The 21,253-nt window shown below is 40.4% G+C and carries 13 protein-coding genes; 7 read left to right on the top strand and 6 right to left on the bottom strand.

Features of this window, described 5'->3' with window-relative positions; genetic code table 11:
* Positions 1-25: 25 nt before the first annotated feature.
* The gene (locus tag AC21OG_RS11325) at positions 26-382 is read right to left on the bottom strand and encodes a hypothetical protein (protein ID WP_487376767.1); all 357 of its coding nucleotides are present in this window, start codon (positions 380-382) and stop codon (positions 26-28) included.
* Between the two features lie 404 nt (positions 383-786).
* Positions 787-5,661 (bottom strand): NAD-glutamate dehydrogenase, encoded by a 4,875-nt coding sequence (locus tag AC21OG_RS11330; RefSeq protein WP_487376768.1) that lies wholly within the window; start codon positions 5,659-5,661, stop codon positions 787-789.
* A 644-nt stretch (positions 5,662-6,305) separates the two neighbouring features.
* Between AC21OG_RS11330 and AC21OG_RS11335 the strand changes: the two genes are divergently transcribed.
* The 5 genes from AC21OG_RS11335 to AC21OG_RS11355 all read left to right on the top strand — a co-directional run bounded on the left by AC21OG_RS11335 (position 6,306) and on the right by AC21OG_RS11355 (position 11,189).
* Positions 6,306-7,016, top strand: coding sequence for a TetR/AcrR family transcriptional regulator (locus AC21OG_RS11335; RefSeq protein ID WP_487376842.1), 711 nt, complete (start codon positions 6,306-6,308; stop codon positions 7,014-7,016).
* A 290-nt stretch (positions 7,017-7,306) separates the two neighbouring features.
* Positions 7,307-8,533 (top strand): iron-containing alcohol dehydrogenase, encoded by a 1,227-nt coding sequence (locus AC21OG_RS11340; protein ID WP_487376769.1) that lies wholly within the window; start codon positions 7,307-7,309, stop codon positions 8,531-8,533.
* A gap of 96 nt (positions 8,534-8,629) precedes the next feature.
* Positions 8,630-9,679 carry an NADPH-dependent curcumin/dihydrocurcumin reductase gene (gene curA / locus AC21OG_RS11345; RefSeq protein ID WP_487376770.1) on the top strand — a complete coding sequence of 350 codons (1,050 nt, stop codon included), beginning with the start codon at positions 8,630-8,632 and terminating at the stop codon, positions 9,677-9,679.
* Positions 9,680-9,871: 192 nt separating this feature from the next.
* On the top strand, positions 9,872-10,549 hold the full coding sequence (locus AC21OG_RS11350; RefSeq protein ID WP_487376771.1) for a type 1 glutamine amidotransferase domain-containing protein: 678 nt from the start codon (positions 9,872-9,874) through the stop codon (positions 10,547-10,549).
* A gap of 10 nt (positions 10,550-10,559) precedes the next feature.
* Entirely contained in the window at positions 10,560-11,189 is a 630-nt protein-coding gene (locus tag AC21OG_RS11355; protein ID WP_487376772.1) for a glutathione S-transferase family protein, read from the top strand.
* 129 nt (positions 11,190-11,318) lie between these two features.
* Here the strand turns inward: AC21OG_RS11355 and AC21OG_RS11360 are convergent, their stop codons facing one another.
* The 4 genes from AC21OG_RS11360 to AC21OG_RS11375 form a co-directional block, all read right to left on the bottom strand.
* A complete protein-coding gene (locus AC21OG_RS11360; RefSeq protein WP_491185042.1) occupies positions 11,319-12,419 on the bottom strand; it encodes a WG repeat-containing protein in 1,101 nt (366 codons plus the stop codon).
* A gap of 138 nt (positions 12,420-12,557) precedes the next feature.
* The gene (locus AC21OG_RS11365) at positions 12,558-13,892 is read right to left on the bottom strand and encodes a D-arabinono-1,4-lactone oxidase (protein ID WP_487376775.1); all 1,335 of its coding nucleotides are present in this window, start codon (positions 13,890-13,892) and stop codon (positions 12,558-12,560) included.
* Positions 13,880-15,103, bottom strand: a complete 1,224-nt coding sequence (locus tag AC21OG_RS11370; RefSeq protein WP_487376777.1) for an alanine racemase — start codon at positions 15,101-15,103, stop codon at positions 13,880-13,882. The genes AC21OG_RS11365 and AC21OG_RS11370 overlap by 13 nt, the downstream gene beginning before the upstream one ends.
* A gap of 522 nt (positions 15,104-15,625) precedes the next feature.
* Positions 15,626-16,957, bottom strand: coding sequence for an enoyl-CoA hydratase/isomerase family protein (locus AC21OG_RS11375; RefSeq protein ID WP_487376779.1), 1,332 nt, complete (start codon positions 16,955-16,957; stop codon positions 15,626-15,628).
* A 529-nt stretch (positions 16,958-17,486) separates the two neighbouring features.
* Here AC21OG_RS11375 and AC21OG_RS11380 point away from each other — a divergent pair.
* Both AC21OG_RS11380 and AC21OG_RS11385 read left to right on the top strand, forming a co-directional pair.
* Positions 17,487-18,959 (top strand): acyl-CoA desaturase, encoded by a 1,473-nt coding sequence (locus tag AC21OG_RS11380; RefSeq protein ID WP_487376780.1) that lies wholly within the window; start codon positions 17,487-17,489, stop codon positions 18,957-18,959.
* Between the two features lie 459 nt (positions 18,960-19,418).
* Entirely contained in the window at positions 19,419-21,029 is a 1,611-nt protein-coding gene (locus AC21OG_RS11385) for a protein adenylyltransferase SelO (RefSeq protein WP_487376781.1), read from the top strand.
* Positions 21,030-21,253: the final 224 nt, after the last annotated feature.

A 21,253-nucleotide genomic window follows, 5' to 3' on the forward strand; every position in this document is an offset into this window, starting at 1 on the left:
CTAATTTATTTGAGTAAAATTTATACTAATTAAAATCAGTTATTCCGTATTCATTTATTTTTCGATTATTACTGAATATAACACTAATAGATAAATCATCAAAGATTAAAAACTCTCCGCCTATATTAGTATCTTGCCATGATAATGAGACACCTATTAACTCATCTAAACTTTGTTTTACAGATAGAATATCTAACAGATCTGCATCGCATAGTTGTGAGTCCCATTTCCAGTTAAACATATCATTATCGTTTATAGGAAGGTAAACCTTACTACCATTGTCGTAGATACACCATCCATGACTCAGAAGCAGTTTTATCAAATCAATCTGGTTTAAGGTCGGCGCAGACAATTTTATATCAACACTTGCTGAGACTGTCATATAAGTAACTCATTCCTATTAATGGGTAGGATACCGTTATCAAAGCTTAACCCACTGCCCTAACTGTCATATTTAAGTGTTGGGGGTCGTAAACTCCGCCCAACCTACGTATCTTATAGACTTAAGTTTTATTATGTAAAAAATGTCGGGTTAGTCTTTTGAGTAATTCGTCAGGAATAATAAAAAGGCTAACCCCAATTCAGGTTAATTCATAATAAATCGTGAAAAGGTAGAGCGGTTTAGCCCTGACAGTAGCGGATATACTTGGTAAAGCAAAGGGCTGATACGCTTGCTTTAGGCCGTTATCGCGAAGCAGGAACGGGTTAAAGCGTAGCGGTTCGCCCTTAGCAAAGCAAGATAGTAGCGGATGGCAGGATTAGCTACATAATCTAACAAACAGCCAGCTACTCACTAATCAGTTTATTAATCTCGCTAATCATGACGGATAAAGCAGATAAGCTAACCGTGGAGCCTTCAAGATTCTCCATTTCGCTGGCCATACTCTCAATAGACGGTTTATGAGCATTTTGCCACTGTTGTAACGCTTGCTCAGGCTCATCCTGTGACAGCAACTTGGTCATCATCTGTCTGATACTGCGTGATAGCTCGTTAAGCAGCGCATAACGGGCACGTCTGTCCCAATGATCTTGCTGTGGTAGATGCTCGACCTTATCCATTAGCCAGTCGATATGCAGGTTTTGATACACTTCGAAATACAGCTTCGCTACCGCATCAATCGTGCAGTCATATTGCTCTGCCAATAATACGGTATCTAACGCATCGATGGCATACGGTAAGATAGCAAAGGTCTGAGAATCACTTTGATCTAAGCCTACCGAATTTAGATCTGCAATATCATCTTCCAGATTTGCATCAAACTGGGTAGCAATGATGCCTTGAGGCTGGGTCAACTCCTCTACCCCTTTTTTGAAGCGATCAACCGTATTTGCTACTTCTAAATCACTACCATAAGCATTGATTAACCAGACGATACCTTGCTCTAGAACGTCTCTTATTCTGTTTTCAAGCTCTAGTAATGTAATGGCATCGACTTGATTATCGAGTGCTTCGAGCGTTTTCCAGCTTTGAGTAACTTGGAAAATATCTCTGGCAATCGCATAAGCTCGGATAATGGTCGCAATGGACTGATTGGTCTCTTCAAATAGGCGGAAAATCGCTTCGATACCCAGACGGTTGACCACACTATTGGTCAAGTAGGTACTGATAATCTCACGATGCAAACGATGTCGTGTCATCTCATCAAAGAACTGATTTGCTAGCTTATCAGGGAAATACTTACGCAGCTCATTAACAAAATAAGGATCATCAGGTAGATCTGACTCTAATAACTGATCGTATACCCACATTTTGCCGTACGCTAATATCACTGACAGTTCAGGACGAGTCATGCCAGCACCTGTGCGCATGCGCTGCTCAATGACCTCGTTTGATGGCAAGAACTCTATCGCCCGATCGAGACGTCCTTCTGACTCTAAAAAGTCAATAATGCGCTTGTGATCGGTCAGATTGTCCGCCGGATTCAGATGACTAAGCTCAATGGCTTGAGGCTGTAGATAGTTTTGACGTAATACTAACTCGGCCACCTCGTCGGTCATACTCTTTAACAACTCATTGCGCTGCTTAATGGTCATATCGCCCTGCTCGACCACCTTGCCTAGTAATATTTTGATATTGACTTCGTGGTCTGAACAGTTAACGCCGCCAGAGTTATCAATGGCATCGGTATAGAGATGTCCGCCATCCTGCTCTGGACCTCCGCATAATGCAAATTCAATACGGCCTTGCTGGGTACAGCCTAAGTTACCCCCTTCGCCAAATACTTTGGCTCGAATCTCTTGTCCATTGACTCGAACGGCATCATTGGCCCTATCGCCAACATCAGCATGGCTCTCATCACTGGATTTGACATAGGTACCGATACCGCCATTCCAAATCAGATCAACGGGCGCTTTTAACAGCCTGTTAATTAGCTCGTTAGGGGTTAATGAATCCTCTTCAATATCAAAGGCCGATTTCATCTCAGGCGTAATATCAATGGACTTATCTTGTCGTGAGAAGACGCCGCCACCCTCGCTTATTAATGACTTATCATAATCATCCCAAGTAGAGCGTTCTAATTTGAACAGTCTTTCACGCTCTGCAAACGAGCTTTCTAAGTCTGGATTCGGGTCTATAAAGATATGAAGATGGTTGAAGGCAGCTTGTAATTTGGTATATTTGGACAATAGCATGCCATTACCAAACACATCACCACTCATATCGCCAATACCCACCACCGTAAAGTCATCTTTATGTTGAATATCACGACCTAGCATTCTAAAGTGACGTTTTACCGACTCCCAAGCACCGCGGGCAGTAATACCCATCGCTTTGTGGTCATAACCGACTGATCCGCCTGAGGCAAACGCATCATCTAGCCAAAATCCATATTCCGCAGCGACACCGTTGGCAATATCTGAGAAGCTTGCCGTTCCTTTATCGGCTGCGACAACCAGATAAGGGTCATCCTCATCATGGCGCACCGTGTCTTTAGGCGCCACGACTTTGCCATCTATTATATTATCGGTTATATCGAGCATCCCTCTTAGGAAAGTTTGATAACAGGCCACCCCTTCTTTTTGATAAGCTTCTCGTCCATCAGCGGGTGTTTTTTGCTTGACGATAAACCCGCCTTTTGAGCCGACGGGGACGATAACGGCGTTTTTCACCATTTGCGCTTTGACTAAGCCCAATACTTCAGTGCGGAAATCTTCCATGCGATCAGACCAGCGCAGACCGCCCCTTGCCACTTTTCCGCCCCGTAAATGAATCGCTTCTACCCTTGGAGAATACACAAAGATTTCGAACATGGGTTTTGGCTTAGGAAGGTTTGGTATCTTATCGGCTGCAAACTTGAACGAAAGCCTATCTTTACGATTGCCTTGCTCATCACGCTGATAAAAGTTGGTACGAAGCATGGCATTGATTAAATCTAGATACCATTGCAGGATTCTATCTTCATCTAAACTCTCAACTTTTGATAATGCATCTTTTAGCTGATCTTTAAGTTCACTGACTTTAATCTGACGGTCATCATTGCCAATGGATGGATTCATACGGGTATCAAACAACTCAACCAATAACACGGCAATATCACCATGCTTCACTAAAGTTTGTTGAATGTAGTTGCTTGAGAACGGCGCTTTCGCTTGCAGTATATAGCGCATCAAGGCACGTAAAACGACGACTTCAAACGTTCCTAAACGCGTCGACAATACCAACTCATTTAGCGGATCACTCTCAACCCGCCCTGCCCATATTTGCGCTAAGCTGTCTTCAAACTGCTCACGAACGATCTTCATATCGATGGTTTTAGCATGCCGCAAGGTTAGCTCATATTCTTGGAGCCACAGAGGGGTTTCAGCCACGTCAAACTCATAAGTCTGGGCTGAAATCACCGACACCCCAAAATTCTCAAGTATGGGTAATATATGAGACAAGATAGCGGGCTTATTTAAGCCGTATAACTTGAGGTGTAATTGATTTTGGGCATCCCCAGTCGATTGATAAATCTTCCAAATCATGGGGTTATCAGCGCTAAGGCTCGCCAGCCGCTTAGTATCGGCTAAGCCAGTGCGCGCATCAAAATGCTCTTTATAAGCTTCAGGAATACTCTGTAAGAAGGTCTTTAATAAGCTATTGGCTTTTTGTTCGCCAAGGGTCTCAACCATCACTTGTTGATATTGATCCGCCCAGTCATCCATTAAGGTATTAAGCTCTTCCTCTAACTGTCTTAAATCGACATCATTGATTTTTCCGGGTTCGGTTCGCACATGGACATGGACTCGAGCATGAAAGGATTCATCAAACTCAGTGGTAAAGCCCGAAGAATACCCATTAAATGCGTTGACCAAGGCTTGTTGTACTTTTAGGCGTATATCGGTGTTAAATTTCTCATTAGGAATGTAGACCAAACACGACACAAAGCGCTGATAATGATCCACTCGAGCAAACAAGCTCAATCGTTTTTTATCTTTGATTTGCGCAATCCCAGAGACGATAGCATAGAGCTCATCGGTGCTGGCTTGGAATAAATCATCACGAGGCAAGGTATTGATAATGTGAATATATTTATGATAGTTATAACCGTCTTCAGGGAAGTCGGCCATTTTCATAATCTTCTGACACTTCTCACGTAATAATGGAATTTCTTGTACGGTGAGTTGATACGCTTGTGAGGTTAATAACCCGATAAAGCGGTATTCACCGATTAGTTTTCCGGATTCGTCGTATTTATGAATACCTAAGAAATCCATATATACCGGGCGATGAATGGGAGATCGTTGACTTGATTTTGACAGTAACACCACCCGTGGTGCGGTCATCAATACTTTTAAACGACTGGGTAATTGAGAAAAGCTTTTCGACTGCGTGTCCTCAGATTCACCTTGCAAGAGTCCTAAACCACTATTACCCACAGCTATCAAGTCTATTTTGTCCGCTACTTCATTAGACACAGTACCAGAATCTGTTAAGTCTTGATTGGGTAACGCATCAATACCTTCGATGCGATACTCTCTAAACCCTAAAAAGATAAAGTGATCGTCTAATATCCATTGTAAGAACTGTTTTATCTCTTCAGCTTTGTGGTAAGCCTCTGGGATTGGGTTTTTACCCAAATCCTCTTTTATTTCGATGAGCTTATGACGCATCGCTTGCCAATCACCCACTACAATATCTAATGTTGAGATTTTCTCTTTAATAAACGCTTCTAATGCCTCCATGGTGGCTTTATCAGTGCGCTCAATGTCACAGTGTATTACTGACAAATACTTGGTATCGCTATTATGTACATCCTGGACAGTGCAAATAGCACCTGACTCATCTCTTTCAATATCGATTATGGTGTTATGGATACTGTGTACATCGAGCCCATGTTCCTCGATACACATGGATAAGGTATCTACTAAAAATGGGCGGTTGTATGCTACCAATTGCAAGACCGTATGACTGCTATGGAAATGATGCTCTTCAACATTGGGATTGAACAGACTTAACTTGGGCTGGTTGTCTTGATACGACTTTAGCAATACAAAATGGTGTAACGCAATACCCGCTAAGTCTTCATCAGACTCACTATCGGCGATCCTAGTGGCCAAATTACGGTAATAGACGGTGATGAAGTCTTTAAGTAATTGTTTATCTTCACTGACATAGTCTTGGGCGATATTAACGATGTTTTCAAGACGCTCAGTGGTTAAAGAAGCATATGGTTGCATTTATCATCCTTATTGTTAACTTTGTGGATACATTTTTATTTAAGTTTTTTATTGATTAATTATTCGTTTGGTAATTAAATCGGTTTTTTGGTTGAAAGTTCATCAGAATAGTCAATGTTCGATTAAATTGAGAATAAATTAAGGACGAGTACAGTTTTATTGTCGGCATGAGTTCATTAGGTCACGATTTGATGTAATTCGTATTATAAACCCTAGATTCTACATTCTGATGACTACAGACTAAAGCGTTTAATAATGTTTCATAGGTAGGTATACTACCCATAATTATAAGTATGCAATTAGGGCCTAAATAATAAAATGAAAAATCAGCTAAATCGTTAATGTTCAAACCGTGCGGTAAGCGGAAACCCTGTTATAAATGTGTCAAATTTAAATGTGTTAAAATAGCAGGCGACTTTTAATTTTTAACTCTTATCACTTTTAAATCGTATCACTTTTTAAATCTTAATAATCGTTGCACTAAAATCTTTTCATTTTTTAAACTTGAATGCCTCTTTGCAAAACGGGATGTCTTTATGTCTTCTGTCAAACCTTCGAATAGTCCTAATAAGCATAAACCCTTCGAAAAAGAGGCGTTAGACAATACCTCTAACTCTGAACAAACATCAGATACTTACGCCTTCATGCCAGAGTTGCAACCGAATGATACATCCCTCGTTAACCCCTCATTTAACACAGCTGAGGGTGATACCAAATCTCACCTATTGGCTACTGGATATAAACTTTTGGCGCAAAAGGGGTTTACAGCAGTCGGTATTAAACTGATTTTAGATACAGCGGGCATTCCAAAAGGTTCTTTTTATCATTATTTTGCGTCTAAAGAAGCGTTTGGCGAAGCCGTTATCCGAGGGTATTTTGATCATTATAAAACGCGGTTGGATTTGATTTCAGATCAAAATATAAGTGCCCAACAGAAGTTATACACCTATTTTCAATATTGGTATGACACTCAGCAAAATGGCTGCGATCATGAAAAGTGTTTGGTCGTTAAGTTGAGTGGCGAAGTCGCCGATATCTCTGAACCCATGCGAGAAGCACTATCTGGTGGTTACCAACAAACGATTAACTGGATTAGTGAACAAGTTAAGGCAGGTTGGAAGGATGGCTCGCTACCCAAACCTGATTTTGAGACATTGTCACAAAATATAGACCACCCGACTTCTGAAACAGAAGACTTGTATGCAGCAGAAGCTTTAGCTGCGCAAAGTGCAGCGAAACGTTGGTATTACGGTTGGTTAGGCGCCAGTCTTATCGCTAAAACTAGCCAGTCTGATATCCCTTTACAAGAAATGTGGCTATCAACGACCAAGGAATTAGGGTTTGATTCAAAATAATACTCTATTTTAGTCAGAATTTTTAAATCGACTATTTGTTGCGTGTACGCTCCCCTCTTTGCACAGTATGCTCAACAGCCATATTTATAGATTTACTATAGGATTATTGGATAGATTTAGGATGATTTTGTAAAATTTACTAGACGACCGGTCTAATCTTAGCGTAGAATCCATTTATACATTAAGTACTATAATTTAACATTAACTTAATACTACCGCCTATGATGGCATACGAAGACTCCCCATAGCCCTTTATAACAAAGGTTCAAATATTTAAAAAGGAAAATAATATGAATAACTTCCAATACCACAATCCCGTTCGTATCGTATTCGGTGAAGGCCAGATTGAACAATTGTCAAAACTGGTACCTGAAAACGCTCATGTATTAATCACCTATGGTGGCGGTTCAGCCAAACGTACCGGTACCCTTGACGAAGTTAAAACAGCACTTGAGTCTAATGGTACTCGTGAGATTTTTGAATTTGGCGGTATCGAGCCAAACCCTGAATTCACTACCCTAATGAAAGCAGCGGATATGGTGAATCAGCACGATATTGACTTCATATTAGCAGTCGGTGGCGGTTCGGTCATTGATGGCAGTAAATTTGTGGCGTTAGTGTCATCGTTAAAAGATAAAGACGGTAGTGTATCTCGTGATAAAGCGTGGGAGGCATTAACCAGCTATTGCAAAGATATTAACTCTGCTGTGGACTTAGGAACAGTATTGACCATACCTGCCACAGGCTCTGAGATGAACTCTGGTGGTGTCATTAACTATAATGAACGTCATGCAAAACTACCCTTTGGTAACCCTCTTGTCTATCCAAAATTTTCAATCCTTGACCCTACTAAGACCCTCACTTTACCTGAGCGTCAAGTGATGAATGGTATTGCTGATGCGTATGTTCACGTCATGGAGCAATATTTAACCTACCCTGTTAATGCCAAGGTACAAGATGCATTTGCAGAAAGTTTACTTAAAATACTTATTAGCGAGGGCTTGGCGGTTAAAGAGAATCCTGATGACCTTGAGATTCGTAAAAATATTATGTGGACCGCGACTATGGCATTGAACGGTCTCATTGGCGCTGGGGTTCCTCAAGACTGGACAACACATATGATTGGTCATGAGCTTACCTCGCTACATGGCATCGACCATGCCCGAACGTTAACGATTGTATTGCCTTCGGTTATGCGTGAGCTTAAAGAAAGCAAAAAAGAGAAGCTACTACAATATGCACATAATGTCTGGAATATCAATATCGAGGACGAGTCATTAACTGAAGATGAGATCATCGAAACCGCCATTATCTATACCGAAGAATTTTTTAGAAGTCTAGGTTTACCTGTCAATTTAGTGGACGCTGAATTGGATAAGACAGCAATTGAGCCTATTGTTAAGCAACTTCAAGAGCATGGTATGGTCAAGTTAGGAGAACATAAAGCTAATGACTTAGATGTCTCACGTCGCATTTTACAACGAGCAGCGGGTATCACAACACCGGACAATTCATAACATCAAAACCGACCTAAAATCAGAAAGCACCTCTTATAATAAATCTTATTACAACTCGTAATAGTAAACATTTTAACGAGAACTAGGACTATAAAAATGACATTTGCAAACACACAGTCAAAAGACAGCAACCGTCAAATAAAACTGGCCAGCCGTCCTCATGGTAAGCCCACTGATGATAATTTTGAACTATCAAGCGCTGATATTCCTACCCCAGCGGCTAATGAAATGCTGCTACGCACCCTTTATTTGTCACTAGACCCTTATATGAGAGGTCGCATGAGTGATGCTAAAAGCTATGCCGATCCATTGCAAATTGGTGATGTGATGTTAGGGGCCACTGTGTCACAAGTGGTTGAGTCAAATCTCGACAATTTCAAACAAGGCGATATTGTCATTGCTTATTCAGGGTGGCAGGATTATAGCGTGAGTGATGGCGAAGGCGTCTATAAACTGACCAGTGACATGAGCCATCCCTCTTATGGTTTGGGCGTGCTGGGTATGCCAGGATTTACAGGCTATATGGGTTTAACGGATATCGGTAAGCCTCAAGCAGGTGAAACCTTGGTAGTTGCAGCGGCGACAGGTCCAGTGGGCGCCACCGTCGGTCAAGTGGGCAAATTGCATGATTTAAAGGTCATCGGTGTCGCTGGTGGTGCAGATAAGTGCAAATATGCGGTTGAAGAGTTAGGCTTTGATCAGTGTATCGATCACTATGCCGATGACTTTGAAGAGCAGCTAGCAGCAGCTTGCCCAGATGGTATTGATATTTATTATGAAAACGTCGGTGGCCGTGTCTTCGATGCTGTATTGCCGCTACTCAACGCCCATGCGCGTATTCCGGTTTGTGGTCTTGCTGCTCATTATAATCAGACTGAGTTACCAGAGGGTAAGGACCGCTTAAGCTTATTGATGAGTACGATTTTAAGACAACGCTTAACCGTTAAAGGCTTTATTATATTTGAAGAGTACGGTGACCACTTCCCTCAATTTTTACAAACCATGGGTCAACTGGTCTCAGAAGGTAAAATTAAGACCAAGGAACACATCATTGAAGGGCTAGGTAATGCCCCACAAGGCTTTTCCGATATGTTAGAGGGTAATAACTTTGGTAAAACAGTGGTTAAGGTTGCTGACCCTGAATAAATATAGTCAAAGAACTTTTAAGTTGTCACAAGGCAACCGAGTGCAAGTACTACTGCAGTAGGCTTAACGAGGTTAACGCCCTAACTCTTTATAAGTTCGCCGACTATACAATCATAGTGACATCACTAAAAAGATGCTTATCACTTTCAACCTAATCAAAACCAATACACACAAAGGATAAAAGGATAAATAATGAAAATATTAATGGTATTAACGTCTCATGATAGTCTTGGAGATACAGGTAAGAAGACTGGCTTTTGGCTAGAAGAGTTTGCAGCTCCCTATTATGCCTTTAAAGATGCCGGTGTAGATATCACGCTAGCGTCGCCTGCTGGTGGTCAACCCCCACTTGATCCCAGCAGTGATTCGGCAGATGCTCAAACCGAATCTACAGATCGGTTTAAAGAAGATAAAGCCGCTCAGGAACTTTTAGCGACGACTCATAAACTAGCAGATATCAACGCTGCTGATTATGATGCAGTATTTTACCCAGGTGGCCACGGCCCAATGTGGGACTTAGCTATTGACAAAAAATCGATTTCCTTAATTGAAGACTTTGTAAATACCGATAAGCCAGTAGCCTTCGTTTGCCATGCGCCTGCGGCACTTAAAAATGTAAAAGTCGGTAGTCAGTATTTAGTAAAAGATAAGAAAGTAACGGGCTTTAGCAATACTGAAGAAGACGCGGTTGGTCTGACTGATGTTGTTCCTTTCTTGCTAGAAGATGCTTTAAAAGAAAATGGTGGTCTTTACGAAAGAGGACCTGACTGGCAGTCATACGTCGTAGAAGATGGCTTATTAGTAACTGGTCAAAACCCTGCTTCATCTGAAGAGGTTGCCAAAAGACTTATTCATAAACTTCAGTCTTAAGGAGCCTTAAATGATTAAATTACACCATCTTAATCAGTCGCGCTCATTACGCATATTATGGCTATTAGAAGAACTCGGACAGCCTTATGAAGTCATAAGCTACAAGCGGGATCCTAAGACAAGTCAAGCTCCTGAAAATTTGAAACAGATTCATCCATTAGGTAAGTCACCCGTCATTGAACTTGATGGACGTATCATTGCCGAGTCTGCGGCTATCACTCAGATTTTAATAAATCGCTTTGCCTCTGATAGTTTACGTCCTGCCTTAGACACCCCTGACTATGAAGATTACTTACAGTGGATTGAATTTGCCGAAAGCTCACTGATGGTGCCATTACTCCTTCAAGTCTTTACACAACGGGCTGGCGTCAATGATAATGAGTTTTTATCAGAATATATCAGCAGAGAAATGGAGAAAACGCTTGGCTACCTAGATAAAACCCTTCAAGGAAAGTCTTTTATTGTCGGCGATAAGCTAAGCGGAGCTGATTTTATGTTGTCATTTGACCTTATCGTGTTAAATAAGCATGGTCAGTTGAAGGATTACCCTAATATTGCAGCGTATGTTCAAAGCTTATCATCACTACCAAGCTTCCAGCGTGCTATGGAACTTGAAGCAAAGTACGACAGTTCAAAATAGTCCAATATTCTTCTATATACAAAAGAACAGCTCAAGTGAGCTGTTCTTTTATTGATCATTTTTTTAAAAGAGGTTTTTCAATCGTTAATAAATGTTAAACTCATTTTTAGATCGATATCTCGTACTTACTTAATGAGGACTAATCAAAACTAACGCATTATCCTTACAAGCGACATATTTACCCTTGGTATTTATACAGATTGGCAGACCGCTAGATGTATTAGCCACCCACGCTTTTCCACCAGTAAAGACAAAAGGCTGAACGCCTTTGTAGGTCACCATCTTATCGCGCTGAACGTCAGATTCATTAAATTCAAACGGTATCACTACCTCACCTGCTAAATTAACAAACCCCCATTTGTCCTGTAAACGTACTCCGGCTAATCCTTCTGAAAATGGGGTAACCTGATTAAAGGAGAAAGTAATCATTGGCACACTTTGTCTATTCACAAAGCCCCATTTACCGTCACGCTGTTCTGGTTGCCACACCTCTCCTGAAACTGATTGTGGTATCTCTGGTATCGAGGTCATTTTAGTAGGTGTTGTTACCGCTTGTATGGAGGTTGTCTGATTGCTCGAAATAGCTGCGTTTTGACTGCTCGATTCAACCGTAGGCTTAGGAGTATTAACTGCGTTTGCAGGCAGCTTAGATGCTAAAAGGGTCGCAGGGTTGATTGCCGGATTGCCATTGACATCCACCCATTTAGTCGTGCTTTGGGTGGTAATCTTCGCCAGATTGCTATTGTAATCGCTAATAGTTTTATAACTGGTAGAAAAAGGAATGATCACACGGTTTTTGGTGTCAATTACCCCAAATTTACCCCCTTTTTTAACCACAATTCGGTTGTTATTGACAGCGCGTGCCCAGCCCTTAGTTTGACTATCATTCTTAATAATGTCATAAATTGGCGGTATGACTTCAGTACCAGAGGTATTAACGTATCCCACTTTTCCAAGTCTTTGGACCGGAAACAAACCGTCTTTTAATTTATTAACATCAACGGCTTGATATCGCATCAAGTCTGCCACCCGTCTACCTTGTTTATTAATGAGAGCAACAGGCTGACCAGAATCTTTTAACGCTATAAAATAACCACTATTGGCAGTACAAAATACATTTGAGTAGTAGCTTTTTGGTATTTGACAGGCATGTGCAGGCGCACTCAATACGCTAAGTGTGGCGCCTATAGCAAGCCCCTTAAAAATCCAGTGTTTGACAGAAAAAGTCACTGCTTTAAAAGTATTAATCTGTTTTACATTTAAAAGTTTAAAAATCATGTTTTTAGGGGATATTGTTATAAAAGTGAAGTTAACTTTGAAAATAACAGAAAACTTTACTATATGCCATTAATTTTAAACAAAAAATGCTTAATGAGCTAAAAACTTTTGATCGAGCCATGTATTCATAAACACATTATCAGGGTCGTAGTCTGCACGAATCTCAAGAAAGCGTTTAAGCTGAGGGTATAACGTGTGAAGCTCATCGCAGGTATGTTTATTGACTTTACCCCAGTGTGGCCTACCCTGCCATTTTTTCATATATTGATATACCCAGTTAAATAAGGGCTCGCAGTCCATACCTTTATAAACGTGAAACGACAAGACGGCACAATCCTCACCTTGCGTCGGACTTAACATACCCGTCTCGCCTTTATGGGTGCGTACCTCAATCGGGAAATGCGAGTTTTTATTGTCAGCAAGCAGAAGCTCATTGACCTCGGTGATACAGGCGTCAAAATCAGACAGCTTAATGAAGTATTCTGTCTCATTAAACTTTACCCCACGTGGTGTGGGAAACACTTCATAACTGTAGCCTTCACGATGTGCGTTAGGCACCGAGCTAGCCGAAATTTGACTGACCTTTTTAGTCAATTTAGGATTCATTCTTGCCATTTCAGACAACATATAAAAGGCACCATTTAACATGACAATACTGTCAAAGTGGTCTTTAATTTTTTGTCCGCGTGTCATTGGTTTCGGCTCGATCACGGATAATGTCTTTTGCTGAAGTTTATTAGTACCGGGAAACAAAAACCATTCCATATGCCGATGGTTACGTGCCATCTCATGAAATCCTGCCAGCCCCTCATCGAACTCTAAGCGCTCATTTGACTCTTTAAGTCCGTACAGATTGACTACCCGAAGGGTTAATTTTGTAAAGATACCAAGCATACCTAAGCTGGCATGTAAGGCATTGCCTAATTCATCGGTTTCAGGGTCTCCTCGGCGATGAGTGTGTCGCTCTCCTTTACCATCTACCCACTCCCATGCCACCACTTGATTTGCCACAGAACCTAAGGTAATACCTGTACCATGGGTCGCAGTACTCACCGCACCAGCAATGGTCTGTGCCTGAACATCTCCCATATTCTCTAATGCCAGGCCATGTTCGCGTAAGGCATCACCGATTTCATAAAGATAAGTACCGGCATGTAACGTCGCTTCTTTGGCATCTTTATCCACAGATATAAGTCCGCGCATACTGTCTAAGCTTATAGCAATCTCTTCTGGTTTTGCACAGCCGCTAAAGGAGTGCGCCGCGCCAGTGACACGTACTCGTTTATGATCTGCACGTGCTTGCTTAATAATCTGCTGTATCTCTTCTACCGATGATGGGGTTAATTTTTGTTCTGGCTCAGCGGTCACATAGCCAACCCAATTTTCCCATTTAGCATTACCTTGCCATTGTTTTAATGAAAACACTTTCCCTCTCCTCGATATGTAAACATAGCACTGGCAAAGCCTTCTGCCTCATGTTGTGGCTTTGAGTCTCGATAGCATATCAGCTCATTAAAATGCTCACATAGCTCACCCGCTTTTGCATGGCGACACCACACCACATCGCCAATACTTGGTCTATTACTTGTCGTTTTATCAGAATTAAAGTGCTTAGCATCTACCATCAAGGGCGTTTGTACCTCCCCAAAACCTTCATCAGTCAAGATGGATAAACCTGCTGGATAGTGCACCACAGGCGCTTTATCAATACCAGAAGCTCCTGATGCGATAAATCCTCCCCCGTGACAAGTTACCACTCCTTTTTCAGGTTGGCGTGTCACAGGTAATATAAATCCTGCGGCCGGCTTAAATTCGCTCATACTGTCCATATAGTCGAAGTAAGCGGGTTTATAATACGCTGAACCTACTGTGATCTCGGTCACTTCTGGCTGGGCGCTAGTAAAGTCCATACTACCGCTACCCCCACCATTGACAATCTCCAATGAATACCCTTGTTTGGTTATCCAGTTGACCAATGACCCACGCCGTTGACTGACCTGTTTTTTTGAGCGGTTTTTTAATAGTCGTATTGCAGGGGCTAACAACGTTTTATTGGGCAGTTGCTCTGACAATCCAGCAATTTGTGCCTCATAGCCCATCACTGCCACAATTTTAACACCCGCCAAAGATTTGGCTTGCTTAAGGAGCTTTTTGACGTCATTTTTTTTAAGTAGCTGCGAGCGTTTGGTCCCAAAATATAGCTTTGGTAGTGGCATAGACATATTAATATCTAGACAGACTTTGATAGTACTGCCGTGTTTTTTACCAAGCTCACTTAATACGTTTAAATGCTCAATTCGATCTGCCATCCAAATCATGGTGGCATTTTGCTTGGTATAGGGTATGGTTTTGGCGACATTTGACATATCTAGGGTAGGATAAGCACAGAGGATATTGTCAAAGCCATTTTCTAACAAATATACTGACTCTGCTGCACTATAGGACATTAACCCGATAAAATTTGGTGTTTTAGCTTTGATATAATTAAGGACATCAATTGAGCGTATTGATTTGGTGGCGATACGCAGGTTCACCGCCTGCGTTTTTTGATTGACCAATCGAATATTATGATCGAGTGCATCCATATCTAGCCAAGCACTCACAACTGGGTCTGGGTAAATATTGGCAAAATCCATTTTGCTTTCCTTTTATGGATAGTAATAGAAATACCCCGTTCTCAACTTTTTTAAACTTATTGTAGGCTGGTGGTTTTAGCCCAGCAAATCAAGACCTTTAATAAAAATGCTGGGCTAAAGCCACAGCCTACGTTAAGAGTTGAGAATGAATAATAGAAATAAAATTTGTCAGTCGTTATAAGATTATGAGTTTAAGGGTAACCTCTTAATCTTAAATAATGAACAGTAAGAAAAGTTTTAACCAAAAAAGCAATCAACAATTGTAAAAGTACAAAATTATATACAAAATAAGTAGCGTATGGTGTAGCGAAGCAAAATCTCCATTCCAAGGTTCAGCTACTGCCCTAAGACCATTTGATATAAACTTACAGCATTATAACAAGCCCATTACCATGTTATACCACAACTAGAAATTAACCTATCGAGGAAAGCAAGTCAAAACCGACAAATCAAACACGAAAAATAGTAGGTTCAAGGAGCCTGACCAAGCATATCAAGGATAGGTTATCTCATTAAAAGATATTATAAATCTTCAAAATGACGTTGAATGTAAGCTTGACCTTCCTCATCTAAACACTCCGCCATACTTCGGCTCCAGTTTGGATTTCTATCCTTGTCAATGAGCAATGCCCGTACACCTTCACTAAAGTCGGGATAATTAACACAGTGCAGCGCCACATTGGTCTCTAACGCCATCACTTCACTTAGAGATAAATTATGTGCGCGCTGGTACATCTCGTAAGTTATTGCCTTAGTGACTGGGCAGCCATAACGATAATTACCTAACGCTGCTTGGAACCACTCACTATCTGCAAACTCTGGATAAAATTCTTTAAGCGCAGTATCAGACTGCATCACCTCATCGATTTTATCAAGTCCGCCACAGTTCATAAGCTTTTGAATGGGCTTCATGAATTTGGCTACATTACTTGGGGCAAAATGAGTGTCATTAGCCGAGATTAAACTAAATTGATTTAGTGCTGATGACGCAATTTTATGCAAATCTCTGCTTAGGCTATTTTTAGACTGTAGATTTTCACAATCTTGTTTTGAAGTATTTAGTTGCAGTGCACTGTGCCATTCTGCTTCGCATAGATGCTGAAGCATTTTATCAAAGTCTTGGCTATTGGCTTTATAATCCGCTAAATTACATAGCAGGGCATCATTGGCATTGGCATCTGCACCCGTTAAACCCATAAACAAACCAGTTTTGGCAGGAAATCGCTGTAAAAACCAACTGCCAGTTGCATCTGGAAACAGTCCAATATTCACCTCAGGCATTGCCGCCCGTGTGGTCTCAGTCACAATTCGGTGACTGCTGCTGCTTAGCACACCCATGCCACCACCCATCACGATGCCCGTACCCCAAGTAATGATAGGCTTATTGTATTCATGCATTTGAGTATCTAAGTTGTATTCATTGTCAAAGAATTCTATCGCTTCTTGAGGCGCAATACCTTCCCCATCCCACTGCTGTCTTGCGGCAAACAACTGTCTAATATCGCCACCCGCGCACAATGCCCGATCACCTGCTCCCCGAATCACAACGGCGACTAGGCTTGCTTCATCTTGCCATTGAGTCAATGTGGCACTCATTCGCCGGCACATATTAGTAGTCAATGCATTCAAAGATTTCTCACGATTTAGTACCACCAAACCTATTTTCAAATCATGTTTAATATCGATTTCTTCAAATAAAACCTCTTCGTCGTTATTCGTTTTATTAGCTTGCGGTTGTGAATCACTATTAATTGGTTTGTGTTGTAAGTTGTCGCTAGTGCCCATTTTACTTTTTACTTCAATCCCTGATTCTAACGCTTTAATTTTCTTTAAATCTTCTTGTTCATTTTTCATATTTTCGCTTGCCCCAGCTAAATAATTTGGTAAATGAATATACCATATCAGAATAAAATGTTAACAAAATTAAGCAATTAATTTTCAATTTATGTCATTAGTGAATGTAGTGCTTACGATCCGTCTTTCAGTACTTTTGTTACTATTATTTTTTTAGATGTTTAACTGGGTAATAAACAGTGTCGTTAGTGTAGTTAAGCCTAATTCTTAGTGCATGGCTGTTCACTTTCGTATTCTTTTAAGGTATGCTACTTATTATTAAGTCTAATTACTCTATTTTATTAATTTAGTCCATTTGTTAGGTGTCTTATGTTAGGTGTCTTAATTTTTTAATACTGGCTAATACCGGCTTATATCGGTTGATTATATGATTATAATACTTGATTAAATTATTTATTAATCATTATGCATTAACTCAGTTTTAACCGTTATAGTTTTAATTTTTCTATAGTATCTAATGTGATTGCTTTTGACGTTTATTGTCATCTATACTCCGCCTTAATTTTTATTCGCAAGGAACGCTTATAATATGCACTTTAGCAAAATCAACCTTTTCAATAAGACCCCTCTAAAAAATCATTTGTCGGCGTCTAGTATCGATTCTATTTTATTAGGTAGCAAACGACTTATAAACTCTATTGTAAACGCTTTGCCTCTCGATGACCTGTTCAACAGAGACTCAAACATCCTTTCGACTTCAAGTACAACACATACTAAAAAATTAAACTATCAGCCAAACCTTAATCTTGGTGGTAAGACGGCTGTATCAGATGGTGAATCTGTTCACAGTGAAGACGCCGCTGATGATGCTTTATTAAAAGAGCTTGCCTTTAAAAATGCCCCTATAAACTGGATACCTGCGACAGTATTGGTTGCCACTCCTATAGCTGCAGCAATTCTCGCGCCCTGGTATTTAGCCACTCACACAGTCAGTAAGCCTGTTTGGATGGTAACCGGTGCTGTGGCAATATGGACGGGCTTGAGTATCACGGCAGGCTACCATCGACTGATGTCACATCGTGCTTACAAAGCCCATCCTGCAGTTCGAAACTTTTTCTTAGTAGGTGCCACGCTAGCAGTTCAAGGTTCTGCTTTTGATTGGTGTTCAGGTCATCGCACTCATCATCGATATGTTGATAATCCTATGGATGATCCTTATTCTGCTAAGCGAGGGTTTTGGTTTAGTCACATTGGTTGGATGTTACGCAATTATCCTAGTGGCGATTTTGATTATAAAAATATTCCAGATTTAACCAAAGATAAACTCCTACAGATTCAGCATAAATACTATGGCATTTGGGTTGTCGTGGCGAACGTTGGACTTATTGGTGCCATTGGTTGGCTAATCGGTGATGTATGGGCAACCTTGCTTTTCGCGGGTCTGGTTCGTTTAGTGATAAACCATCATTTAACCTTCTTTATCAACTCCTTATGCCATATGTATGGTACTCGTCCTTATACGGATAGTAATACTGCACGTGACAACTTTATCTTAGCAATACCAACATGGGGTGAAGGCTATCATAACTATCATCACTTTTTCCAATATGATTATCGTAATGGGGTGAAATGGTGGCAGTATGATCCAACAAAATGGTTAATTGCGCTGTTGGCAAAAGTTGGACTGGCATCAGATCTACGGGTGGTTGATAATATGAAAATCAAGCATGCTGAGGTTGAGATGCAATTTAAAAACGCCCAAAATAAAATCAACTCAATAACAGATGAAAGCGGACTGGTGAGTGACTTTAATTTATCTCGTCAGTTTCAAAACTTTACGGACCGTATCCATTTTGAGTATCAGTTATTTGACGATACTGTCAAACAATGGCAAGCTCTTAAAACCAAAGCCGTGCAGATGAAAAAAGCTGAATTTTCTGAGCGTTTGCATGATGTCGATGAACAACTCAAAGATCAGTACAAGATTATTTCAAAGCGAATTAATAGCCATAATACTAATTTAAAGCAGGCATTTCGCACTATAGGTCTTAAAACTCTGTAAGAGTGTTATCCTGCAGACTTTAAGACCTTGGCGACAATATCTATTTTTGCTAATCTTACAAATTTTATCAACTGTCTCCAACCCTTCACAACAGTGAAGGGTTTTTTTATGACTATCAACGTGTTGACTCAAAGCGTCACAATTTAATGAGTACTCGTGACGCCCTAGTAATGTTGTGTCGTTTTAAAATCGGATTGTCATTATATCCGCAACACTCACACCACAATTTTAATGACCATAGTTTGTTACAATAAGTTTTTAAAATAAGGTCTAAAGGTCTAAAGGTCTAAAGCTCTAAATGTTAAATTCCAAATAAACTCTAATGATCAAACAGATTTTAATTTATCCAATAGACTGACCATCCTTCTTAACATTAATTATTTATACTAATTATTAACGCTAATTATTAAAGCTAATTATTAACATTCATCAATAACTCTCTTCAATAAAAAAGACACTATGCAATTTAATAACAGTTATGCCACATTAGATCCTCGCCTGTTTAACAAACAACCGCCTACGCCTTTAAACAATCCTAAGGCCGGGCATTTCAATCCAATCGTGGCAGATGATTTGGGTTGGGATGAAAATCCTGATCTCATGGAAAATTGGGTTGAAATTTTGGCTGGAAAATATGTTCCCGAGGGCTTTGAGCCATTAGCTATGGCCTATGCTGGTCATCAGTTTGGTCAATGGGCGGGACAACTGGGTGATGGTCGTGGTTTATTGATGGCTCAAGTGATCAATAAGGACGGCAAAATGACAGATTTGCACCTTAAAGGCGCTGGGCTTACTCCCTACTCTCGCATGGGTGACGGTCGCGCTGTCTTACGTAGTACCATACGAGAGTATTTGTGCGGTCATGCCATGTCATCACTAGGCTACCGCTCATCAAACTCTTTAGGATTCATTACGTCAGATACCAATGTGCGTCGTGAAACGATGGAGAAAGGTGCTGCTCTAATGCGGGTTGCTGACAGTCATGTGAGACTCGGTCATATTGAGTGGATTGCAAGCTTTGCACCTGACCTGCTCGTCAGCTTTACAAAATATATGATTGAAACCTACTATCCTGAATTAACCACCTCTGATACACCAGTCACTGATTTTATAACTAAAGTTATCAGTAATACGGCAAAGATGATTGCTGATTGGCAACTTATTGGCTTTGCACATGGGGTGATGAATACGGATAATCTATCTATAACTGGTGCAACTTTAGATTATGGACCCTTTGGGTTTTTAGAAAGATTTGATCCTGCATGGATCAATAACCATTCAGATTATACGGGTCGCTATACCTATCAAAACCAACCTGCTATTGGTCATTGGAACTTAAATATTTGGATGATGCATTTTATGCAGCTCTCAGGCAAAGCAATATTTGAGGGTAAAAAAGAGACTATATCGCGTGAAACGCTCGCCACTTGTTTGTCCAGTTATGAAGCTGAATTTATGCGCCACTATCAACAGGGGATTTGTCGTAAGCTTGGCTTGCCATGGGAATTTATGGCCTCTGAAGAGGGTGTAGGGCTGTTATCTGAAGATATTCCTGATGACGTGTCTGTAGACCTCTCATCAAACATTAACGCCACATTAACGCTGGCTTTTGAATTTTTAGAAATAATAGAACAAAATAAATTAGACTATACTAATACTTTTAGAGCACTAATTGCTATATTGCAACCTGATGATCATCCTTACGAGTTACAGCTTTTACAACGATTGGAAAGTGAACTTGATAATGAACAATTGCAAGTTTGGCAGCAGTGGCAAGAAACCTATTCAACCCATATCGATACCCTTTTAGCCAATAAAAACAAATCAACCGCTACTGCCTCTGTTGAAGATATTATTAAAACTCTTCAATCCTCTAACCCCGTCTATATTTTAAGAAATGCAATGGCACAGCGTGCTATTGACAAAGCTGAGACAGGTGATTTTTCAGAAGTCGATAGATTGTTTGATTTGCTTAAAACGCCTTATGAGGTTCAAGATATCGCTATCAATGCAGATATAACGCCACCTGATGCCGATGCTAAACCAATCGTCATTAGTTGTTCATCTTGATGCCCTACTATTTCATACAGTAACCGCTATATTGTCTTATTTATACAAAAACTTCACTGTCATCTTTGATTCACAAGCTATATTGTGTTGAATTATGTATAATTATGACTTCATTGATGACGCTTAGATATTTTGAATACTAGATATCTTTAAAAAGCGTCTTATTTGTTATAGCATTTTTATATGCATCTACGTTAATAACACGTCTACACATTTCGAGTCTC

This window comes from Psychrobacter sp. CX5, assembly GCF_057621535.2.

Bases quoted from the DNA above. Each gene is read 5' to 3' on its own strand.
- AC21OG_RS11325 (WP_487376767.1), bottom strand. From the start codon at position 382: ATGACAGTCTCAGCAAGTGTTGATATAAAATTGTCTGCGCCGACCTTA.
- AC21OG_RS11330 (WP_487376768.1), bottom strand. From the start codon at position 5,661: ATGCAACCATATGCTTCTTTAACCACTGAGCGTCTTGAAAACATCGTT.
- AC21OG_RS11335 (WP_487376842.1), top strand. From the start codon at position 6,306: ATGCCAGAGTTGCAACCGAATGATACATCCCTCGTTAACCCCTCATTT.
- AC21OG_RS11340 (WP_487376769.1), top strand. From the start codon at position 7,307: ATGAATAACTTCCAATACCACAATCCCGTTCGTATCGTATTCGGTGAA.
- curA (WP_487376770.1), top strand. From the start codon at position 8,630: ATGACATTTGCAAACACACAGTCAAAAGACAGCAACCGTCAAATAAAA.
- AC21OG_RS11350 (WP_487376771.1), top strand. From the start codon at position 9,872: ATGAAAATATTAATGGTATTAACGTCTCATGATAGTCTTGGAGATACA.
- AC21OG_RS11355 (WP_487376772.1), top strand. From the start codon at position 10,560: ATGATTAAATTACACCATCTTAATCAGTCGCGCTCATTACGCATATTA.
- AC21OG_RS11370 (WP_487376777.1), bottom strand. From the start codon at position 15,103: ATGGATTTTGCCAATATTTACCCAGACCCAGTTGTGAGTGCTTGGCTA.
- AC21OG_RS11375 (WP_487376779.1), bottom strand. From the start codon at position 16,957: ATGAAAAATGAACAAGAAGATTTAAAGAAAATTAAAGCGTTAGAATCA.
- AC21OG_RS11380 (WP_487376780.1), top strand. From the start codon at position 17,487: ATGCACTTTAGCAAAATCAACCTTTTCAATAAGACCCCTCTAAAAAAT.
- AC21OG_RS11385 (WP_487376781.1), top strand. From the start codon at position 19,419: ATGCAATTTAATAACAGTTATGCCACATTAGATCCTCGCCTGTTTAAC.